Source organism: Micromonospora sp. CPCC 206060, from assembly GCF_036906895.1.
In the GTDB taxonomy this organism is placed as follows: domain Bacteria; phylum Actinomycetota; class Actinomycetes; order Mycobacteriales; family Micromonosporaceae; genus Micromonospora.
The window spans coordinates 77,324-96,795 of the sequence record NZ_JBAKHU010000020.1 but is presented as its reverse complement, the minus strand read 5'-3'; the positions used below and the strand labels follow the sequence as shown (position 1 = coordinate 96,795).

The 19,472-nt window shown below is 73.0% G+C and carries 16 protein-coding genes; 6 read left to right on the top strand and 10 right to left on the bottom strand.

From position 1 onward, the window contains the following. Window positions 1-8: 8 nt before the first annotated feature. The 4 genes from leuD to V6U90_RS15370 all read left to right on the top strand — a co-directional run bounded on the left by leuD (window position 9) and on the right by V6U90_RS15370 (window position 3,884). Window positions 9-638, top strand: coding sequence for a 3-isopropylmalate dehydratase small subunit (gene leuD, locus V6U90_RS15385; RefSeq protein WP_334436157.1), 630 nt, complete (start codon window positions 9-11; stop codon window positions 636-638). After that, window positions 635-1,822 (top strand): pyridoxal phosphate-dependent aminotransferase, encoded by a 1,188-nt coding sequence (locus V6U90_RS15380; protein ID WP_334436155.1) that lies wholly within the window; start codon window positions 635-637, stop codon window positions 1,820-1,822. The genes leuD and V6U90_RS15380 overlap by 4 nt, the downstream gene beginning before the upstream one ends. 14 nt (window positions 1,823-1,836) lie before the next feature. After that, window positions 1,837-2,865, top strand: coding sequence for an isocitrate/isopropylmalate dehydrogenase family protein (locus V6U90_RS15375; RefSeq protein WP_334436153.1), 1,029 nt, complete (start codon window positions 1,837-1,839; stop codon window positions 2,863-2,865). Between the two features lie 92 nt (window positions 2,866-2,957). Continuing rightward, window positions 2,958-3,884 carry an ornithine carbamoyltransferase gene (locus V6U90_RS15370; RefSeq protein ID WP_334436151.1) on the top strand — a complete coding sequence of 309 codons (927 nt, stop codon included), beginning with the start codon at window positions 2,958-2,960 and terminating at the stop codon, window positions 3,882-3,884. 140 nt (window positions 3,885-4,024) lie between these two features. On the opposite strand, the gene V6U90_RS15365 is transcribed toward V6U90_RS15370, so the two are convergent. Continuing rightward, complete coding sequence (locus tag V6U90_RS15365; protein ID WP_334436183.1) at window positions 4,025-5,248, bottom strand: multidrug effflux MFS transporter; 1,224 nt, start codon at window positions 5,246-5,248, stop codon at window positions 4,025-4,027. Window positions 5,249-5,416: 168 nt separating this feature from the next. Here V6U90_RS15365 and V6U90_RS15360 point away from each other — a divergent pair, with 168 nt between their 5' ends. After that, a complete protein-coding gene (locus tag V6U90_RS15360) occupies window positions 5,417-6,322 on the top strand; it encodes an adenosine kinase (RefSeq protein ID WP_334436148.1) in 906 nt (301 codons plus the stop codon). Window positions 6,323-6,440: 118 nt separating this feature from the next. Here V6U90_RS15360 and V6U90_RS15355 read toward each other — a convergent pair whose 3' ends face one another. The 3 genes from V6U90_RS15355 to V6U90_RS15345 all read right to left on the bottom strand — a co-directional run bounded on the left by V6U90_RS15355 (window position 6,441) and on the right by V6U90_RS15345 (window position 10,659). After that, window positions 6,441-6,875 (bottom strand): DoxX family protein, encoded by a 435-nt coding sequence (locus V6U90_RS15355; RefSeq protein ID WP_334436180.1) that lies wholly within the window; start codon window positions 6,873-6,875, stop codon window positions 6,441-6,443. A gap of 557 nt (window positions 6,876-7,432) precedes the next feature. Next, a complete protein-coding gene (locus V6U90_RS15350; protein WP_334436145.1) occupies window positions 7,433-8,293 on the bottom strand; it encodes a septum formation family protein in 861 nt (286 codons plus the stop codon). Between the two features lie 44 nt (window positions 8,294-8,337). After that, on the bottom strand, window positions 8,338-10,659 hold the full coding sequence (locus V6U90_RS15345) for an excinuclease ABC subunit UvrA (RefSeq protein WP_334436177.1): 2,322 nt from the start codon (window positions 10,657-10,659) through the stop codon (window positions 8,338-8,340). 202 nt (window positions 10,660-10,861) lie between these two features. On the opposite strand from V6U90_RS15345, the gene V6U90_RS15340 reads away from it, so the two are divergent. Continuing rightward, window positions 10,862-11,632, top strand: coding sequence for a TetR/AcrR family transcriptional regulator (locus V6U90_RS15340; RefSeq protein WP_334436142.1), 771 nt, complete (start codon window positions 10,862-10,864; stop codon window positions 11,630-11,632). 101 nt (window positions 11,633-11,733) lie between these two features. Here V6U90_RS15340 and V6U90_RS15335 read toward each other — a convergent pair whose 3' ends face one another. Genes V6U90_RS15335 through V6U90_RS15310 form a run of 6 tightly spaced genes read right to left on the bottom strand, consistent with a single transcriptional unit; the run spans window position 11,734 to window position 19,464 of the window. Next, on the bottom strand, window positions 11,734-12,930 hold the full coding sequence (locus V6U90_RS15335) for a cytochrome P450 (protein ID WP_334436140.1): 1,197 nt from the start codon (window positions 12,928-12,930) through the stop codon (window positions 11,734-11,736). Continuing rightward, window positions 12,927-14,102, bottom strand: a complete 1,176-nt coding sequence (locus V6U90_RS15330; RefSeq protein WP_334436137.1) for a nucleotide disphospho-sugar-binding domain-containing protein — start codon at window positions 14,100-14,102, stop codon at window positions 12,927-12,929. The genes V6U90_RS15335 and V6U90_RS15330 overlap by 4 nt, the downstream gene beginning before the upstream one ends. A gap of 25 nt (window positions 14,103-14,127) precedes the next feature. Further along, window positions 14,128-15,474 (bottom strand): glycosyltransferase family 2 protein, encoded by a 1,347-nt coding sequence (locus V6U90_RS15325; protein WP_334436135.1) that lies wholly within the window; start codon window positions 15,472-15,474, stop codon window positions 14,128-14,130. After that, the gene (locus V6U90_RS15320) at window positions 15,471-16,514 is read right to left on the bottom strand and encodes a histidinol-phosphate transaminase (protein WP_334436132.1); all 1,044 of its coding nucleotides are present in this window, start codon (window positions 16,512-16,514) and stop codon (window positions 15,471-15,473) included. Before V6U90_RS15320 ends, V6U90_RS15325 begins: the two co-directional genes overlap by 4 nt. After that, window positions 16,511-17,794 carry an NAD(P)/FAD-dependent oxidoreductase gene (locus V6U90_RS15315; protein WP_334436129.1) on the bottom strand — a complete coding sequence of 428 codons (1,284 nt, stop codon included), beginning with the start codon at window positions 17,792-17,794 and terminating at the stop codon, window positions 16,511-16,513. Before V6U90_RS15315 ends, V6U90_RS15320 begins: the two co-directional genes overlap by 4 nt. Beyond that, on the bottom strand, window positions 17,791-19,464 hold the full coding sequence (locus tag V6U90_RS15310; protein WP_334436126.1) for a prenyltransferase/squalene oxidase repeat-containing protein: 1,674 nt from the start codon (window positions 19,462-19,464) through the stop codon (window positions 17,791-17,793). Before V6U90_RS15310 ends, V6U90_RS15315 begins: the two co-directional genes overlap by 4 nt. Window positions 19,465-19,472 lie beyond the last annotated feature (8 nt).

The following is a 19,472-nucleotide window of genomic DNA, read 5'->3' as shown; positions in this document are numbered from 1 at the left end:
AGCAACCGATGCGAGCAGTGAGCGAACACACCGGCCGGGGGGTCGCGCTGCGCCGGGACGACGTCGACACCGACCAGATCATCCCGGCGGAGTTCTGCAAGCGGCTGACCAAGAGCGGGTACGCCGACACCCTTTTCGCCAACTGGTTCACCGACCCGGAGTTCGTGCTCAACCAGCCGGCGCGGGCCGGCGCCTCGGTCCTGGTCGCCGGGCACAACTTCGGTACCGGCAGCTCCCGCGAACACGCCGTGTGGGCGCTGCGGGACTGGGGCTTCCGGGCGGTCATCGCCACCAGCTTCGGCGACATCTTCCTCCGTAACGCCTGGAAGAACGGGCTGCTCGCGGTGGTCCTGCCGGAACCGGCGGTGGCCGACCTGGCCGACGGGTGCGACGCCGACCCCGGCTTCACGGTCACCGTCGACGTGGTGCACACCGAGGTACGCGCCGGCGGGTCGCGCTGGCCGTTCGAGGTGGACGAGCGGGCCCGCTGGTTGCTGCTCAACGGGCTCGACGACATCGGCCTGACCCTGGGCCGGGACGAGGCGATCAGCGCCTACGAGCGCGATCGCCGGCCCTGGCTGCCGACGCTGCGCCGGGGCATGTTCTCCACGGCCGCGACCGTGGGGGGCCGGCGGTGACCGCGCCGGTGGGTACCGCCGGACGGTTCGGCGCGGCCCGGACCCGCGACCTGGCCGGCAGTGCCCTGGTACGGCTGCTGGTGCTGGCCCGGCAGCGGCAGGCCATCGACCTCGCGGTGGGCACCCCCGGCTTCCCGCACACCCCGCCCGCCATGATCTCCGAGGCGGTGGCCGCGCTGCGGGGCGGGCACAACCAGTACGCCGACCCGAGCGGCGACGCGACGCTGCGCGCCCGGATCGCCGCCTCCTTCCCCTCCCCGGCCGACCCGGACACCGAGATCACCGTCACCGCCGGGGGCACCGAGGCGCTCGGGGTCGCGATGCTCGCCGCCGTCGACCCCGGTGACGAGGTGGTGCTCCTCGAACCGTTCTACGAGAACTTCCGCAACGCCGTGGCGGTGGCCGGCGGAGTGCCCCGGTTCGTGCCGCTGCGCACCCCCGACTGGCGGTACGACCCGGCGGAACTGGCCGCCGCGTTCGGTCCGCGTACCCGCGCGGTCATCCTCAACTCGCCCAGCAACCCGACCGGTCGGGTCCTCGACGCGGACGAACTGGCCGGCATCGCCGAGCTGTGCCAGCGCTGGGACGTCACGGTCATCTCCGACGAGGTCTACGCCAACCTGGTCTTCGACGGCCGGCGGCACCTGTCCGTCGCCGACGTACCCGGGCTCGCCGAGCGCAGCATCGTCATCGGCTCGCTCTCCAAGAGCCACGCGGTCAGCGGCTGGCGGATGGGCTACCTGCGCGCCAACCCGGACTACACGCGGGTGCTGCGCCGGGTGCACGAGGTCACCACCAACGGCACCGCCGCTCCGCTCCAGGTCGCCACCGCCCGGGCCGGGCTGCTCGACGGTGCCTCCTGGCAGCCGGTACCCGAACTGGCCGCCCGCCGGGACCTGGCCCAGGACCTGCTGTCCGGGCTCGGCCTGACCTTCCATCCGGCCGAGGGGGGCTGCTTCCTCTTCGCCGACATCAGCCCGGTCACCGACAGCGACAGCGCCTCCTTCGTCGAACGGGTCCTGGTGGAGTCCGGGGTGCTGCTGGTACCCGGCTTCCCGTTCTTCACCGACCGGGCCCGGGGGGACCGGTTCATCCGGGTCGCCTTCAACCGTCCCCGGGAGACCCTGCTCGCTGCGGCGGAGCAGCTGACCGCCCGGTTCGCGCCCGCCGTCACCCGACCCTGACCCGGAGGAGACCCGTGCCCACCATCACCGTCATCCCGGGCGACGGCATCGGCCCCGAGGTGACCCGGGAGGCCGTCGCCATCCTCGACACGCTCGGTCTCGGCCTCACCTTCGACGTCCTCGACCACGTCAACGCCGGACGTTTCCTGGCCACCGGGACGGCACTGACCGACGACGACGTCACCCGGGTCCGCGACAGCGCGGCCACCCTGCTCGGCGCGGTCGGCAACCCCCGGGTCACCTCGCCCGAGTACGCCCGGGGGGTGCTGCTGCGGCTGCGCGCCGAGCTGGACCTCTACGTCAACCTCCGGCCGGTCCGGTTGCTGCACGAGCGGCTCAGTCCGCTGCGGGACGGCCGCCGCCGCGACCTGGACTGCGTGATCGTCCGGGAGAACACCGAGGGTCTGTACACCGGCATCGGCGGCACCCTGCGGGCCGGTACCCGGGACGAGGTGGCTGTCGACGCCGACGTGAGCACCTGGCTCGGGGTCTCCCGGGTCATCGACCACGCCTTCGGTATCGCCCGGCGTGGGGTCTGCATGGTCGACAAGTCCAACGCCGTACCCGCCGGCGGCCGGCTCTGGCAGCGGTGCTGGCGGGATGCGCTGGCCCGGCACCCGCAGGTGCCGGCCCGTCACCTGTACGTCGACGTGGCGGCGATGAACCTGGTTGCGCAACCGGAGACGTTCGACGTCATCGTCACCAACAACTCCTACGGCGACATTCTCAGCGACCTCGCCGCGACGCTCGGCGGCGGACTCGGCGCGGCGGCCTCCGGCAACCTCAACCCGGCCACCGGGTTCGGGCTCTACGAGCCGGTGCACGGCAGTGCCCCGGACATCGCCGGTCAGGGAACCGCCAACCCGGTCGGTGCGGTGCTCAGCGCCGCCCTGCTCGTCGAACATCTCGGTCACCCCGACGCGGCCGAAGCGGTCCGGGTCGCGGTCCGCACCACCATCGACGATGGACGGTGCACCCCCGATCTCGGCGGCACCCTCACCACCACCGGGGCCGGCGCCGCCATCCGCGCGGCGCTCGGCTGACCGACCCGACCGCCGCCACCCGCGCGGCGCTCGGCTGACCGACCCGACCGCCGCCACCCGCGCCGTACCGTGACCGATCCTGGAGGATCCCGATGGACCACCGTCCCCGCCGTCACCTGCTGTCGATCCGTGACCTGAGCGACGCCGACCTGCGGCACCTGGTCACCCGCAGCGCCGACTTCGCCGCCGGTCGGGTCCGCCCCGCCGACCAGTTGCGTGGTCTGGTCACCGCGGTCTACTTCCGCCGTACCTCGACCCGCACCCGGACCGCCTTCTCCAGCGGCGCCCTGCGGCTCGGCTCGCAGCTGATCAGCTACGGCCCGGGGGACCTGCAACTCAACACCGGCGAGACGATCGAGGACACCGCCCGGGTGCTGTCCCGGATGGTCGACCTGTTCGTCGCCCGGACCGCCGACCCGGTCGCCGAGCTGCGGGCCCTCGCGGCGCAGGACCGGATGGGCGTGATCAACGCGATGAGCGCCGAGGAACACCCCACCCAGGCCCTGGCCGACCTGAGCACCATGACCCAGCGGTTCGGCCGGGTCGACGGCCTGCGGGTGCTCTACGTGGGGGAGGGCAACAACAGCGCTGCCGCGCTCGCGCTCGCCCTCAGCCGGTTCACCGACACCCGGCTGTACCTGCGTACCCCGCCCGGGTACGGGCTGGATCCGGACATCCTGGCCACTGCCGAGGTGGCGGCCAAGCAGACCGGCTCGGCGGTCGTCGGGGCCCACCACATGACCGACCTGCCGGAGGTCGACGTCGTCTACACCACCCGCTGGCAGACCACCGGCACCAGCAAACCGGACGCCGACTGGCGTCGCATCTTCGCGCCGTTCCAGGTCGACGACGCGGTGCTGGCGACCAGTCCGCAGGCGGTGTTCATGCACGACCTGCCGGCACACCGGGGCGAGGAGGTGACCGCCGAGGTGCTCGACGGTCCCCGCAGCATCGCCTTCGACCAGGCCGGACACAAGCTGTTCAGCGCCCAGGCCGCGCTGGAGTGGTGCGCCGGCTGAGCCCGCCGGCCGGCGTGGGCTGAGCCCGCTGGCCTCCGTGGGTCGAGCCCGCCGGCCGGTAGACGTCCGTCCGGGTGGTGTGCGGTGCGGTACACCACCCGGACGGACCCCTTCGACCTGTGCCGGGCCGCCGGTTCCGCTCAGTGCGCCATCCCGGCGGCCAGCTCCGGATCGACGGCGGCCAGCCGCGCGGGACGGACCACGACGAGCAGGACCACCAGCGCCGAGGCCATCCCGCCGGCCACCACCAGCGCCATCGCCACGCTGCCGGTACCGAGCACCCCGACCAGCGGTGCCGCGAGCGCGCCGACCCCGAACTGGACCGCACCGAGCAGCGCGGCGGCGGTGCCGGCCGCCTCACCGTGCCGGGACAGGGCCAGCGCCGGCGCGTTCGGCAGGGCCAGACCCGATGCGGCGAGCACCACCCACAGGGCCGCCAGCAGCCCGGCCAGGCCCCCGATCCCGGTGGCGGCGAGGACGATCAGCAGCAGCCCGGCCGCCGTACCGACGGCCAGGGCGGTGACCAGGATGCGCTGCGGGGTGTACCGGCGCAGCAGCCGGACGTTGAGCTGGGTGGCGGCGATCAGCCCGAGCGCCCCCGCGCCGAACGCCAGCCCGAACTCCTGCTCGTCGAGCCCGTACCCGTCCTGCAGGACGAACGACGAGCCCGACACGTACGCGAACAGCGCCGCCATGGCCAGCCCGGTGACCAGCACCAGCCCCACGAACGGGCGGTCGCCCAACAGCGATCGGTAGACCCGGCCGGTACCCGCGATCCCGTCGTGCCGGCGGCGTTCCACCGGCAGGGTCTCCGGGAGCCCGAAGGCCGCCACGGCGATCAGCAGTACGCCGAAGGCCGCGAGGGTCACGAACACGCCACGCCAGTTCGTCCAGCCCAGCACCGCGCTGCCCAGCGTCGGGGCGAGGATCGGCGCGGCGCCCATCACCAGCATCAGCCGGGAGAAGAGCCGGGCGAACGCCGCCCCGGCGAACAGGTCCCGGACCACGGCGGTCGCCACCACGGAAGCGGCGGCGATGCCGAGCCCCTGGAGCACCCGCAGCACGCCGAGGGTGCCGATGCCCGGCGCGACGACGCAGAGCAGCGAGGCGACGACGTGCAGGCCGACCCCGGCCAGCAGGGGCGTCCGCCGGCCCACCGCGTCGGACACCGGACCGATCAGTAGCTGACCGAGGGCGAGTCCGGCCAGGGTGCCGGTCAGGGTGAGCTGGACGGCCGCCGGGGTGGTCGACAGGTCGGTCACGATCGACGGCAGCGCCGGCAGGTACATGTCGATGGTCAACGGCCCGACCGCGATGAGCGAGCCGAGGACGAGGACGAGGTAGAGCCGTTGCCGGCGGCTCATCAGCTCTCCGGGAGTGGGTGCGGCGGACGGTTCGATCACGGCGGTCATGCCTGCCAGCAAACCACCAGAGTCGCCGGGCATTCCCGATCCGGCCAGAGGTGCCCCAGCTCACACCGCATGTCGGGGACGGTAGTACGGTCACCAGTCGGCCCAGGTGGAGGAGGAACGGTGAACGGCGACAGCACGGTACTGGTGCTCGGCGGTGCCGGCGTGGACACCATCATCCACGTTCCCGAGCTGCCCCTGCCGGTGCGGGACAGCTACCTGGTACCCGCGATCGAGACCCGTGCCGGGCAGACCGGGGACAACGTGGCGCTCGGCCTGCGGGCGCTCGGCCTGTCCACCACCCACCTCGACGTGCTCGGTGACGACCGGGAGGGCGATCTGGTCCGGGCGCTGCACGAGGCGTACGGGGTGCCGCTGGTCACGGTGCCCACCGCCGCCGGTACCAAGCGTGCGGTGAACCTGGTCGACCCGTCCGGCCAGCGGTTGTCGCTCTACGACGGCAGCCGGAGCGAGGGCGACGAGCGGTTCCCGGCCGACCTGGTGGCGGCGCACGTGGCGGCGGCCCGGCTGGTCCACGTCTCGATCACCCAGCCCTGCGGGTACGTCCTCGACGACCTGCCCGACACGGTGACCGTCTCCACCGACCTGCACAACTGGGACGGCGAGAACCCGTACCACGAGGCGTTCGCGTACCGGGCCGACCTGGTCTTCCTCTCCGCCACCGCGCTGGCCGACTGCCCGGCCACCCTGCGGCGGATCCTCGACCGGGGCCGGGCCCGGCTGGTGGTCGCCACCGCCGGGGCGGAGGGCGGGTACGTTCTGGTGCGCGGCGAGGACCGGGTACGCCGGTTCGACGCCGTCCCCCCGGCTGCCCCGGTGGTCGACTCCAACGGGGCCGGCGACGCCTTCATCTCCGGATTCCTCTACGGGCAGCTTGCCGGGGAGCCGCTGGACACCTGTCTGCGGTACGGCGCGGTCGCCGGGGCGCACGCCTGTACCGTGCCCGCGACCCGGGTCGACCCGATCGACCTGCCCACCCTGCGGGCGCGGGTCGGGTCACCGGGCTGAGACCGACCGACCGCATCGCGATCCGGAGCGTAGCCGCCCGTTCCCGGTCCGGTGGCGCTCGCGGGGCCGGGGACGGCAGGTGTCCCTGCCCTGCCGTCCCCGGCGGAAGACCTGTGGGTCAGGACGCGGTGGCCAGTTCCGGCTTCTGCGCCGGTCGGCTGCGGAGCTGCCACGCCGTGTCGAGTGCCCAGCGGCCGGGGCCGACGACGGCGATGAGCAGGAACGACCAGCAGAACAGGGTGGCCAGTTCACCGCCGTTGTTCATCGGCAGCAGCGAGCTCGGCTGGTGTACCACGAAGTAGGCGTAGGCCATCGAGCCGGAGCAGATGACGGCGGCGATCCGGGTACCGAGTCCGACCAGGACCAGCAGGCCCCCGACGAACTGGATCACAGCCGCCCACCAGCCCGGCCAGATGCCGAACTCGATGGCCTGCCCGCTGCCCCGGTTACCACCGAAGACTCCGAAGAGCGAGGCCGTGCCGTGCAGCAGGAACAGCAGCCCGACGACCGCTCGGAACAGGCTGAGTACCGGCTCGGTGAGGCGATTGACCATCACAGATCGACCCTTCATTGGTAGGAGGCGGACCGCCCTGTCATCGACAGGACCACGGATCCTTCCGTTCTTGATCCTGCTGCGTCACCGCTCGGTACCACTGCTGTAACACCCGTCCGGTGGGATGGCGCTGTAGTAGGTGTTCCGGTCTACCAGGTGTCACATCCACTGAGCGGCAAGTTAGTTGACGCCGCAAGGAGTCCGCTCTGAGTTTTATATGCTGTTGTGTAGGGAATTGTCAATGAACTCCATGGCGTCGGCCGTGAAAGGTGTCAGACACATGACCCACAGTGACCGGAGTGGAGTAGCGGAGACGTCACCGCCACCGTCAGCGGCAGGGTCGGACGGAGGATGCGCCATCGGCTCGACGTGGGGTGGGTGACGTCGATTCCGGCTCAAGAGGGTGGGGCCACGGACGCACGGCGGTCCGCGCCCGGGGCAGGCGCGACCGGCGGCTGTCGGGCCGGAAAGGCTGTCGGACTCGGTTGCCGGGCCGGAAAGGCTGTCGGGACTCGGCTGTCGGGCCGGGAAGGCTGTCGGGACTCGGTGTCGGACGGCTAGCGGGAGCCGGTACCGCGCAGCGAGCGGGTCTGGTCCTTGCGGTCGGACCAGAGGAGGCAGCGCACACCCCGGTCGCCGCGCTCCCACCCGGCCTCCGACGGCGGTCGGAAGCTGGTGCCCATTCGGTGGTTACGGGTGCCGACGAAGTCGGCGACCACCGAACGGCACTGGGCGTGCACCCGGGCAGGGTTTCCGTCGAACTCGTACGTCGGGAACGGTGCGGTCCAGATCCCGACGTACTCGAACCGGTGCGGCCGGGTGCAGTCGACCGGCTTCAGGCCGTTCCACCGGTCCTCGGTGAAGCAGTCGTACCGCAACGACGAGGGCTGCTTCAACGCGTCCCGCAGGCTGCCGGCCCAGTCGGTCGACAGGTCGCGATCGCTCCCGGTTTCGAGGCTGGCCAGGACGAAGAGGTCACACCGGTACCAGCGCCCACCGCCGGCCCAGTTGGCCGGTGACGGCGGGACCACCTCCACCGACAGCCGTCCGCCCCGCCAGTCGGCGCCGACGAACCGGGTCGCCTGCCGGTCGCAGTCGGTGAAGGCGGTACGCAACGCGGGCGAGCCCGGGCCGGGTGGGGTGGGACGGTCGGCCGAAGAGCCGGTGAAGGTGCCGACGTGGAAGGTCTCGGTCTGGTGCGGCCGGGCACACTCCATCGGAATGTAGCTGGTCAGATAGCCGTTCTTCTCCCGGAGCTTGTGGCACACACCAACCTGTGGCACGAACGGTTCCGGCTGCGCGAACGCACCCCAGTCGTCGGTCAGGTCACCGTCGGTGCCGGCCGGCGGTGCGCAGCCCGCCAGCACCGCCACCAGCACCAGTCCACCCAGCAGCGTCCGACTAGACCGGCGTCGCATCAGCTCTCCCCGTCCGCGACCCGGGTCGGGGTCGCCCGCGCAGGTTACCGGAAGTCCTCGACCGCGTCGGCCCGCCGGCCATGTTCCCCTGTGGACGGCCGGTCGGTCCGGTGGTACGCGGCCAGGTGCCGCCCGGTGAGCGAGTCGGAGTGGGTGACCAGGTCCGCCGGGGTGCCCTCGAACACGACGGTGCCGCCGTCGTGCCCGGCCCCCGGCCCCAGGTCGATGATCCAGTCGGCGCGTCCGACCACGTCCAGGTTGTGCTCGATGGTGACGACCGTGCTGCCGCCGTCGACCAGCCGGTCCAGCAGGACGATCAGCTTCGCCACGTCGTGCGGGTGCAGCCCGGTGGTGGGTTCGTCCAGGACGTACACCTGCGAGGTGCGCCCCAGTTCACTGGCGAGCTTGATCCGTTGCCGCTCGCCGCCGGAGAGGGTGTCCAGCGGCTGGCCGAGGGTGAGGTACCCGAGGCCGACGTCGTCCAACGCGGCCAGCCGGGCGGCGAGGGCCGGTTCGGTGAAGAAGGTCCGCGCCTCGGTGACCGACATGGCCAGTACCTCGCTGATGGTGCGGCCCCGCAGCCGGTACCGCAGCACCTCGTCCCGGTACCGCTGGCCGCCGCACGCCTCACAGACGGTGGCCACGGTCTCCAGGAAGGCCAGGTCGGTGTAGATCATCCCGAGTCCCTGGCACTTCGGGCAGGCCCCCTCCGAGTTGGCGCTGAACAACGCGGCGCTGACCCCGTTGGCCGAGGCGAAGCTGCGCCGGATCAGGTCCAGCAGCCCGGTGTAGGTGGCCGGGTTGGACCGCTTCGAACCCCGGGGCAGGGTCTGGTCGACGATGATGGACTCCGGGTGGTGCCTCGGTAGGCAGCCCCGGATCAGCGCGCTCTTGCCGGAGCCGGCCACCCCGGTCACCACGGTGAGTACCCCGGTCGGGATGCGGACGCTGACGTCCCGCAGGTTGTGCAGGTCGGCATGGTCGATGTGCAGCCAGCCGGTCGCCGGCCGGACCTGCGTCCGCAGCGGCTGCCGGCGGTCCAGGTGCCGGCCGGTGAGCGTACCGGAGGACCGGAGCCCGGCCAGGTCGCCGGTGTAGACGATCTCGCCGCCCTGCTCGCCGGCGCCGGGGCCCATGTCGACGACGTGGTCGGCGATCGCGATGACCTCCGGCTCGTGCTCGACCACCAGGATGGTGTTCCCCTTGTCCCGGAGCGCGATGAGCAGATCGTTGAGCCGGTGCACGTCGTGCGGGTGCAGGCCGACGCTGGGCTCGTCGAGGACGTAGGCGATGTCGGTCAGGCTGCTGCCGAGGTGGCGGACCATCCGCACCCGTTGCGCCTCGCCGCCGGAGAGGGTGGCGCTCTCCCGGTCCAGGCTGAGGTAGCCCAGGCCGATGTGGACCAGGCTCTCCAGCCGGGCGGCGAGCGCGGTGACCAGCGGGGCCACCGACCGGTCGGTGATCCCATGGACGACCGGGGCCAGGTCGCTGACCTGCATCGCGGTGCACTCGGTGATGGTTCGACCCTGGACCCGGCAGGTGCGGGCGGCCTCGTTGAGCCGGGTGCCGGCGCAGCTGGTGCAGGGGCCGCTGGTCGCGATCCGGGCCACGTCGGCGCGGAGCTGCGCCGGGACCTGGTCGATCTCCTTACTCAGGTAGAGGCGCTTGAACCGGGGCAGCAGACCCTCGTAGGTGGAGTTCATGGTGCCGCCGACGGTCGGCAGCTTCACCTTGAGCTTCCGGGCCGGCCCGTTGATCAGGTGGTGCCACTCCTCGTCGGTGTAGTCGCGCAGCTTCCTGTCGTTGTCGAAGAGACCGGACTGGGCGTAGAGGTTCCAGTACCAGGAGTCCACCTCGAAGGCGGGGAACCGGATCGCCCCCTCGTTGAGCGACCGGTCCCGGTCGAGTAGTTCGTCCAGTGCGACCCGGGTGGCCCAGCCGAGACCGTCGCAGTCGCCGCACATGCCCTCCGGATCGTTGAAGGAGAAGAAGTGGGCCGGTCCGACGCGGGGCTCACCGGCGCGGGAGTAGAGCAGCCGGAGCATCGCGTACGTGTCGGTCACCGTACCGACGGTGGAGCGGGAGTTGCCGCCCAGCCGCTTCTGGTCGACGACGATCGCTGCGGAGAGGTTACGCAACTCGTCGACGTCCGGCTGGGCGTAGTGCGGCATCAGCCCCTGGATGAACGCCGTGTAGGTCTCGTTGACCAGGCGCCGGGACTCGGCGGCGATGGTGCCGAAGACCAGTGAGGACTTGCCCGATCCGGAGACCCCGGTGAACACCGTGATCTTCCGCTTCGGGACGTCCAGGGAGATGTTCCTCAGGTTGTGCTGGCGGGCGCCCCTGATCTCGATCTTCTCGCCGATGGCTCTGCTCTCCTCGGGCCGGGTCCGCGTACAGGGTAGGACGCCGAGTGGCGCGGTCGCGCCGTATGGGCTACGGGGACCGGGAGGCGTTGGCCGGAGCCGATCTCGACGTCGCCGCCGGCACGGTGTGCGCGCTGCTCGGGCCGAGGTCGCCGAGCGACAAGCGGGGCCCCTCCTTGCGCCCGAGTAGCATGGGCGGACTATGGCGAGCGAGCGCAGACCCAGGGTCGATCCGGCCCGTAGCCTGGCAATCCTGTGGCGTACCCGGGAGCCGGCGAGCCGGGGCGGCGGGCCGGAACTGAGCGTCGACCGGATCGCCCGGACCGCGATCGGCATCGCCGACCGGGACGGGATCGACGCGGTCACCATGCGCCGGGTCGGGGAGGAACTGGGCGTCGGCACCATGTCGCTCTATACCTACGTACCCGGCAAGGCCGAGTTGCTCGACGTCATCGTCGACCTGCTCTACGGCGAGATGGACCGGCCCGCCGAGGTGACCGGCGGTTGGCGGGCCCGCCTGGAACAGGTCGCCCGGGAGAACTGGACGCTCTACCGCCACCACCCCTGGCTGCTACGGGTCGAGACCACCCGACCGGTGCTCGGACCCAACCTGCTCGCCAAGTACGACTACGAGCTGCGCGCGGTCGCCGACATCGGCCTGACCGACGTGGAGATGGACGCGGTACTCACCCTGGTCCTCGGGCACGTCCGCAGCGCGGCCCGGGCCGCCCTGGAGGCCGTCGAGCTGGAACGGGAGACCGGCATGACCGACGACCAGTGGTGGCAGTCGTACGCCCCCTGGTTGGAGAGGTTCATGCGCTCGGGTACCTATCCGCTCGCCGCCCGGGTGGGTACCGCTGCCGGACAGGCGCACGGCGGCCCGTACGCGCCGGAGTACGCCTTCGAGTTCGGTCTGCAACGCGTGCTCGACGGGATTGCCGTGGTGGTCGGGCAGCGGTCGGCCGACGCCTGAGCACCCGTCCGACCAGCCGACGTACCGGGACACCACCGGCCACCCACCCGCGTTAATAAGGGGCCCTTCCTCTACCAAATGCGATAAGAAGGGGCCCTTCCTTACACCTTCCAGGTGACGGGCAGTGCCTCGACGCAGCGCACCGCGAGGCCCTGCTTGAACCGCAGCTCACTGTCGGCGACGGTGATCCGCAGTCCGGGCAGCCGGGTGAACAGGCCGCGCAGCGCCTCCTGGAGCTCCATCCGGGCCAACTGTGCGCCGAGGCAGTGGTGCACCCCGGCGCCGAAACCCAGGTGCGGGTTGGGGCTGCGGGTCAGGTCCAGCCGGTCCGGGTCGGGGTAGGCGGCCGGGTCCCGGTTCGCCGCCACGAAGGCGGGCAGCACCGCCGATCCGGCCGGGAGGGTGACCCCGCTCAGCTCGACCTCCTCGGTGGTGATCCGGGGCAGCATCACCCCGGTCTCGCCGAGTTGGATGAAACGGGTCAGCTCCTCGACGGCCGGGCCGATCCCGCCGTCCAGGTCGGCGAGGAGCCGGTCGAGCTGGTCGGGGTGGCGGAACAGGGTCAGCAGCGCCATGTTGATCTGGTTGGTGGTGGTCTCGTGCCCGCCGATGAGTACCCCCACACAGAGCGAGACCAGCTCGTGTTCGGTGAGCTTGTCCTCGGCGTCGCTGGCCTGGATCAGGGCGCTGATCAGGTCGTCGCCCGGATCGGCCCGCCGGGCGTCGATCAGCCGGGCGAAGCTGTCCAGCGCGTCCCGGGTCCCCTCCGGGTCCTGCCGCCAGTCGCCCATCATGGTGTCCGACCAGGTCTTGCACTTGTGCCGGTCGGCCTCGGGGATGCCGAGTAGCTCGCTGATCACCTCCACCGGCAGCGGGGTGGAGAAGTGCTCGACCAGGTCGACCGGGCGGGGCAGCCTGGTCATCCGGTCGATGAGCTGGTCGACCAGTCCGGCCACCCACGGCCGGAGTTCCTCGACCCGCCGGGCGGTGAAGGTCCGGGCGACCAGCCGGCGCAGCCGGGTGTGCTCGGGCGGGTCCATGCCGATCAGCGACTCGGTCTCCAGCGCGCCCAGCTCCTGCGGCGGGCCGTCCGCGCCGCCGGCCGCCGCCCGGCTGAACCGGTTGTCGGTCAGGATCCGCTTCACATCGGCGTACCGGCTGACCAGCCACGCCGGTGAGCCGTCGGACATCACCACCGGAGCCACCGGGCACTTCTCCTGCAACCCGATCAGTTGCGGCGACGGGTGGTAGATGGTCGGCGGGGCGGCCAGCGGGAACGGCAGGGGTGCCTCGGTCATCGGACTTCCTTTTCTTTCGCGAGCCGGCACAGCAGGGGCACGAGATCGGCCGGGGTGGGACGGTCCGCGTTGCGGCGCCGCATCTCGCGGGCGGCGTCGCGCCACCGGTCGTCGGTGAGCAGGGCCCGTACCCGGTCCCGGATCGCCTCCGGCGTGGCGTCGGCGGCGGTGAGCCGGGTACCGGCCCCGGTCACGGCCAGCCGGGCAGCGTTGAAGTGCTGGTCACTGACCTGGGGCAGAACCAGTTGCGGTACGCCGGCGGCGAGCCCGGTCATGGTCGTACCGGCGCCGCCCTGGTGGACCAGTACGGCGCACGTCGGCAGCACCAGGTGCAACGCGAGCGGGGCGCGGGCCACCCGGACGTTGGCCGGCAGGTCACCGAGGGTGGCGACCTGGCTGGCCTCCACCGCGACGACCACCTCGACGTCCAGATCGGCCAGCGCGTGCACCACCCGGGCCACGCCGACCAGGTCGGTCAGGCCGAGGCCGGCCATCATGGTGCCCCAGGTGACACAGACCCGGGGCCGGTCGGCCGGGGTCCGCAGCCAGTCCGGCACCACCGCCGTGCCGTTGTACGGCACGAACCGCATCGGCTCGGCCGGCCCGTGCACCGCCACCTGCATCGGCTCGGGGCACGGGTCGAGGGTCAGGGTGCCGGTCAGTCGTACCCCGTCCACCCCGAGCCGGGCGGCCCGGGGGCCGAGCACGGCGGCCTGGTCCAGGTCGAGTTCGGTGCTGGAGTCCGGCCCCCACAGCAGCCGGACGTCCGGCACGCCCAGCGCGGCGGCAGCCAGCGAACCGGCCAGGTTGAACGGTTCGTAGACCACCAGGTCGGGGCGGAGGTGACGGCCGTACGCCACCAGCTCGTCGAGCATCGCGTCGGCGAACCGGACCACCCCGCCGTCCGGGGTGACCACCGGGGCGAGGGCGTCCGGGGTGCCCGGGTCGGCGGTCGGGCTGGCCACCGGGCCGACCTGACCGCCGAACACCTCGGCGAAGTCCAGGTCGGCACCGACCGGTACGGCCGGCAGGCCGGCTCCGACGATCGCCGGTACCTGCGCGGGCTGGCCGGCCACGTGGACCTCGTGTCCGGCGGCGCGCAGCGCCCAGCCCAGCGGGGCGAGCGGGTAGAAGTGCGACCGCCAGCCCCAGGTGACCATCAGCACCCGCACCGTCGGTCCCCCACCGTGGTGCGGGTCACCGGGCGCCCCGCACCGAGACGATCTCGATGTCGCCGACCTGCTCCCGCCGCACGTCCAGGTACCGCTCGACGGTGGTGAGCAGGAAGCCCAGGTCGGTGACGAACGGCAGGGGCAGCATCTCCGCCGATCCGATGGTCCGCTCGGTACGGACGAAGTCGATCCGGCCACCGATGCGCAGCGACTCGTACAGCAGCCCGCTGAGGTCCTCCGGGGTCCAGAACCGCCACATGTCGATGTTGACCACCCGGGTGAACCGGTGCTCCGGGAACGGGGTCAGCAGCCCGGCCAGGTGCAGGTTGCGTTCGTCCGCCGGTGCGTCGTGGTCGAGGGTGACCGACGTGGCGCCCAGGTCGAGCCGGCTGGCGCCGTACCCGGTGACCAGGCAGTCCTCACCGGCCAGTTCGGCCAGGTAGGCGTCCGGCAGCCGGTCGGCGCGGGCCAGGCCGTGGGTCCGGGCCGCGTCGAGGGCGTCCTCGAACCAGGCGATCCGGCGTACCGACGCCGGCCAGGGGCCCGGGTAGCCGAAGAACTCGATGTCGTACCGGGGGTGCTTGGCGCCCATGTACCGGACGTTCTCGGCGAGCTGGGCCATCAGCAGCGGCACCATCCGGAAGTGCGGCAGGTCGAAGCTGACCGCGTCGTCGCCGAGCGCGAAGAGGTCCGGGTCGCGCCCGTGGTGCAGGAACAGCCGGTAGAACAGTTCGTTGTCCTCGCCGCCCCAGGTCACCATCGCCTCGTCGAAGCCGTCCACGGCGACCAGCGAGGCCCGGTCGGCGGAGGCGTTGTTGGTGTGGCCGTACACCCAGGGCGCGCGGACGAAGTCGCGGCGGTGGTGGGCGGCGGCGAGCAGCGGATCGCGGACGTCGCCCCGGTAGTCGCCGACCATCGCGGCGGTCGGGGTGGTGCCCTGGTGCAGCGCGTCGAGGATGGCCCAGTCGGCGTGCACGGCCCGGCCGAGCAGCACCCCGGGGCGCAGCCCCCGGCCGGCGTGGAACTCCCAGTGCCGTAGCAGCAGGTCCGGGTGGGCGGCCTGGTCGGCGTCGAGGAAGAGCACCACGTCGCCCCGGGCCGCGTCGATCGCCCGGTTGCGGGCCACCGACCGGCCCCGGTTCGGGGTGTGCCGCAGGTAGGTCAGGGGCAGCCGGTCGGCGAACCGTTCCGCGACCGGCGCCAGCGACGGCTCCGATCCGTCGTCGACGACGATCACCTCGAACCGGTCGGCGGGCAGGGTCTGCCGGGTCAGCGCGTCCAGGGCGAGCACCAGCAGGTGGCCGTTGTCGAGTACCGGCAGGGTGACGCTCAGTTCCGGGGCCGGTCCGGTCGGGTGCGGCGTGGCGGTCACCGGGCCACCGCCGCCGGCAGGTGGGTGACCGCGAAGTCGCCGACCGCCGCGCAGAGCCGGTCGGTCTGTTCGGCGGTGCCGACGGTGATGCGTACCCCGTGGTCGGGGTAGCCACGGACGAGGATGCCGGCGGACCGGCACCGGTCGGTGAACGCCTGCGCCGCCGCGCCCAGCGGCAGCCAGACGAAGTTCGCCTCGCTCGGCGCCACCGGCAGGCCGATCCCGCGCAGCCGGTGGCCCAGCCGGGCCCGCTCGGCGGTCACCTGCGCGCACCGGGCCCGCAGTTCGTCGTCGGCGGTCGGGTCCAGCGACGCGACCGCCGCCGCCTGGCCCAGCCCGCCGGGGAAGAAGACCGCGCCGACCATCCGGGCCACCGCGGCGACCGGCTCCGGCACCACCGCGTAGCCGACCCGCAGGGTGGCCAGGCCGTACGCCTTGGAGAAGGTCCGCAGCACGCAGACGTTGCCCCGGTCCCGGGCCAGCTCGACCAGGTCGGGTACGTCCGGGGCGGTGACGAACTCCCGGTACGCCTCGTCGACGACGACCGTCACCTCTGGCGGGATCCGGTCCAGGAACGCCTCGATCTCGGCCCGCCGCAGCACGGCGCCGGTCGGGTTGTTCGGGTTGCAGATGATCACCGCGCGGGTGTTGGCGGTCACCGCGTCCGCCATCGCGACCAGGTCGTGGCCGTACCCGGCCATCGGCACCGGTACCGGCCGGGCCCCGGCGTTGGCGATCAGCAGCGGGTACGCCTCGAACGACAGCGCCGCGTGCACGATCTCACCGCGCGGCGGGCCGTCACCGGGCCGGCCGAGCGCCTGGAGCAGGTGCTGGCACAGCCCGGCCGAGCCGGGGCCGACCAGGATCCGTCCGGCGGGTACGCCCAACCGGCCGGCCAGCGCGGCGAGCAGCGCCCCGGCGGTGTTGTCCGGGTACCGGTTGAGCCCGGTGGCCCCCTGTTCGACCAGCCGCCGCACGCTCGGCAGCGGTGGTTGCGGCGTCTCGTTCATGGACAGGTCGTGCAGGACTTCCGGGCTCAACTGGTCGCACCTTCGTTCATCGTGGGCTGGGTACCGACCGCGTCCGCCCGCCGGTCGGTGAGGATGCCGAACTGGTAGAGCCGGTCCACCGGGCGCAGCGGACGCAGGTCCACCCCGGCCAGGTTGCCGGCGGTCAGCCGGAGCAGTCGCCGGTTCCCGGCGGTGTACCGCATCATCCGGCGGCCGAGCAGCCGGGCCAGACCACCGGTGGTGGTGAGCATCCGGGCGGCGTTGTGGCTGACCGTCGCCGTGTGGTCCAGCCGGGCCAGCCGGGTCCGCTGGTAGTCGTGCAGCGCGGCGTCCAGCCCGGCTGGACCCGGGTCACCGGTTGCGACCCGTTCACCGAGGGTCCGCGCGTCGGCCAGGGAACTGTTGATGCCCTGGGCGGCCATCGGGTGCACCGCGTGCGCGGCCTCGCCGACCAGCGCGAGCCCGGGTACGGTCAGCCGGGGCGTACGCAGCCGGTACACGGTGAGCGCCTGCCGGGTGGGCAGGCTGTCGCGCAGCGGCCCGGCCAGCGGGCCGAGCGCCGGCACCTCGGCCAGCAGCCGGTCGCACCAGTCGTCCAGGTCGGCCATCGTGCCGTCGCGCAGGTCGTCCGGGCGGATCTGCACGTACACCCGGCTCCGGCCGCCCGGCAGCGGGTACACCAGCCGCAGTCCCCGGTCGGTGAGGTACGCGCAGACCTCCGCGTCGACCGGCGGGGCGGCCACGTCGAAGGCGACCAGCCGGTGGTCGTACGTGCGGCGGTGCAGGTCGATGCCGACCGCCTCGCGCAGCTTCGAGGAGACCCCGTCGGCGGCCACCACCAGCCGGGCGGTGATCTCCCGTTCCGCGCCGCCCTCGCGGACCGTGACACCGGTGACCCGGCCGTCCAGGGCGCGGCGCACCCCGGTGACCAGCACCCCGCGCCGTACGGCCACCGCCCCGGGCAGCACGGCGGCCAGCGCGTCCAGCACCGTGCGGTATCCGGTGCAGAGGATCTGCCGGTACGCCCCGGGCAGGTCGGTGTACGCCACGGGCAGCAGCATCCGTCCGCCCGGGTCCCGGATGGCCAGCCGGTCCACGCCGACCGTGCCCCCGGCGTGCAGCGCGGGCAGCGCCCCGAGCTGGTCGAGGATCTGCACCGACTCGGGTTGCAGCAGCTCGCCCTTGGGCACGTCGGCCGGTTCGGCGCGCCGGTCGAGCAGCAGCACGTCCAGACCGGACCGGGACAGGGTGTGCGCGGCGGCCAGTCCACCGACCCCGGCCCCGCAGACCACCGCGTCGACGTCGGTCATGTGGTCCCTCCGCTGTGGGTACGCCGCCAGGCGGCCAGGGCGCGCAGCGCCAGGCCCCGGGTGATCGCCCCGTTCGGGTAGTGCATGTGGTGCCGGATGTAGGCGCAGACCCGGCTCGCCGGCCAGGACCCGTCGGGGCGCTGGGCGGCGAGCAGCCAGGCCACGCCCGCGCCGACCGCCTCGTCGTCGGCCGGTGCCCCGGCGGCGAGCAGGGCGTGTACCGCCCAGGCGGTCTCCTCCACGGTGCCGGCCGTACCGTCGCCCGGCCCCCACGAGCCGTCGGCGCAGCGGGTCCGTAGCAGCCAGTCCCGGGCCCGGACCGCCACCGGGTGCCCGGCCTGACCGGCGTGGGCCAGGGCGTCGAGGACCATCGCGGTGCCGGAGGTGTGGTCGCGGTACCAGAGGTTGTCGTAGCTGCCGTCCGTCCGGGCGGCGGTGAGCAGCCAGCGCACCGCGGCGGCGACCGGTGCGCTGTCCGGGTCGTGCCCGGCGTCGAGCAGCGCGACGATGCCCTGGCTGGTGATGCCGGGGCACGGCCCGTCGTTGGCCAGCTTGGTGTCGCGTACCCACAGGCTCCAGGAACCCCGGCTGTCCTGCCGGTCGACCAGCCACGCCACGCCCCGGCGCAGTACCGGGTCGTCGGCGTGCCCGGGCAGGCCGGCGAGCGCGGTGACGATTTCGGCCGACTCGAGGGTGACCGGCCAGCCGCGCGCCCCGTTGTAGCTCCAGCCGCCGGCCGGTACGCCGAAGACCGGGAAGGGTTCCTGCTGCTGGCAGCGGTGGAACAGGTCCCGGGTGGCGGTCAGCCGGGGGTCGGCGGCGTATCCGGCGGCGATCAGCCCGGTGGCGGCGAACGCCGAGCGGGTCAGGTCCAGGTTGGTCACCGCGTCCCACGAGCCGTCCGGGCGGACCGCGCGGCGCAGGAAGCCGGCGGTGGAGGTGACCAGGTGCGGGGCCAGTCCGGCGTGGGCCAGCCCGAGGCAGACCAGGGCCGCCGGCCACGGGTCCTCGCTGAACACCCCGGTGCGTCCCTCGTGCGCGTCGATGGCGTCCAGCAGCCGCAGCGCCTGTGGTACGGCCCGGCGCTGGAGGGCCTGTCGGATCCGGCCCGGCGGCATCGTCTTCGTCTGGAGCAGGGCCAGTGCGACGAACGGTGCGGTCCGGAAGGAGATCCGCTGGCGGCGGACGTCGTCGAGCAGCACGATCTCCAGCGGCAGCCGGCGCAGCCGGCCCGCCTCGGGCAGCCCGGCCAGGGCGAGGAACTGCCGGCACAGGTGGTTGACCGCCCGGTCGGTGACGGCGGCGACCCCGCCGAACGCGGCGAGCCGCCGCCGGCCCGCCTGGACGGCTTCGGCGCTGTCGGTGGCCGAGGTGATCCGCAGCGCGGCGGTGACCACGGAGGTGGCCACCGGTTCGCTGTCGGCGCCGACCACCCCGCCCCAGCCGCCGTCCGGCCGCTGCTGGGTGCGGAGCCAGGCGGCCCCCCGGGTGACCAGGTCGGCGTGCGCGTCCGGGTCGGCGGTGTGCAGGGCGGTGATCGCGCCTGCGGTACCGAGCGTGGAGGCGGGTGGGTCGTCGGTGAACGCGCCGTCCGACCGTTGCCCCCGTAGCAGCTCCTCGGCAGCGGCGGAGATGGCCCGGTCGACCCGGTCCAGGGTGGAGGACAGCATCGGTGGTG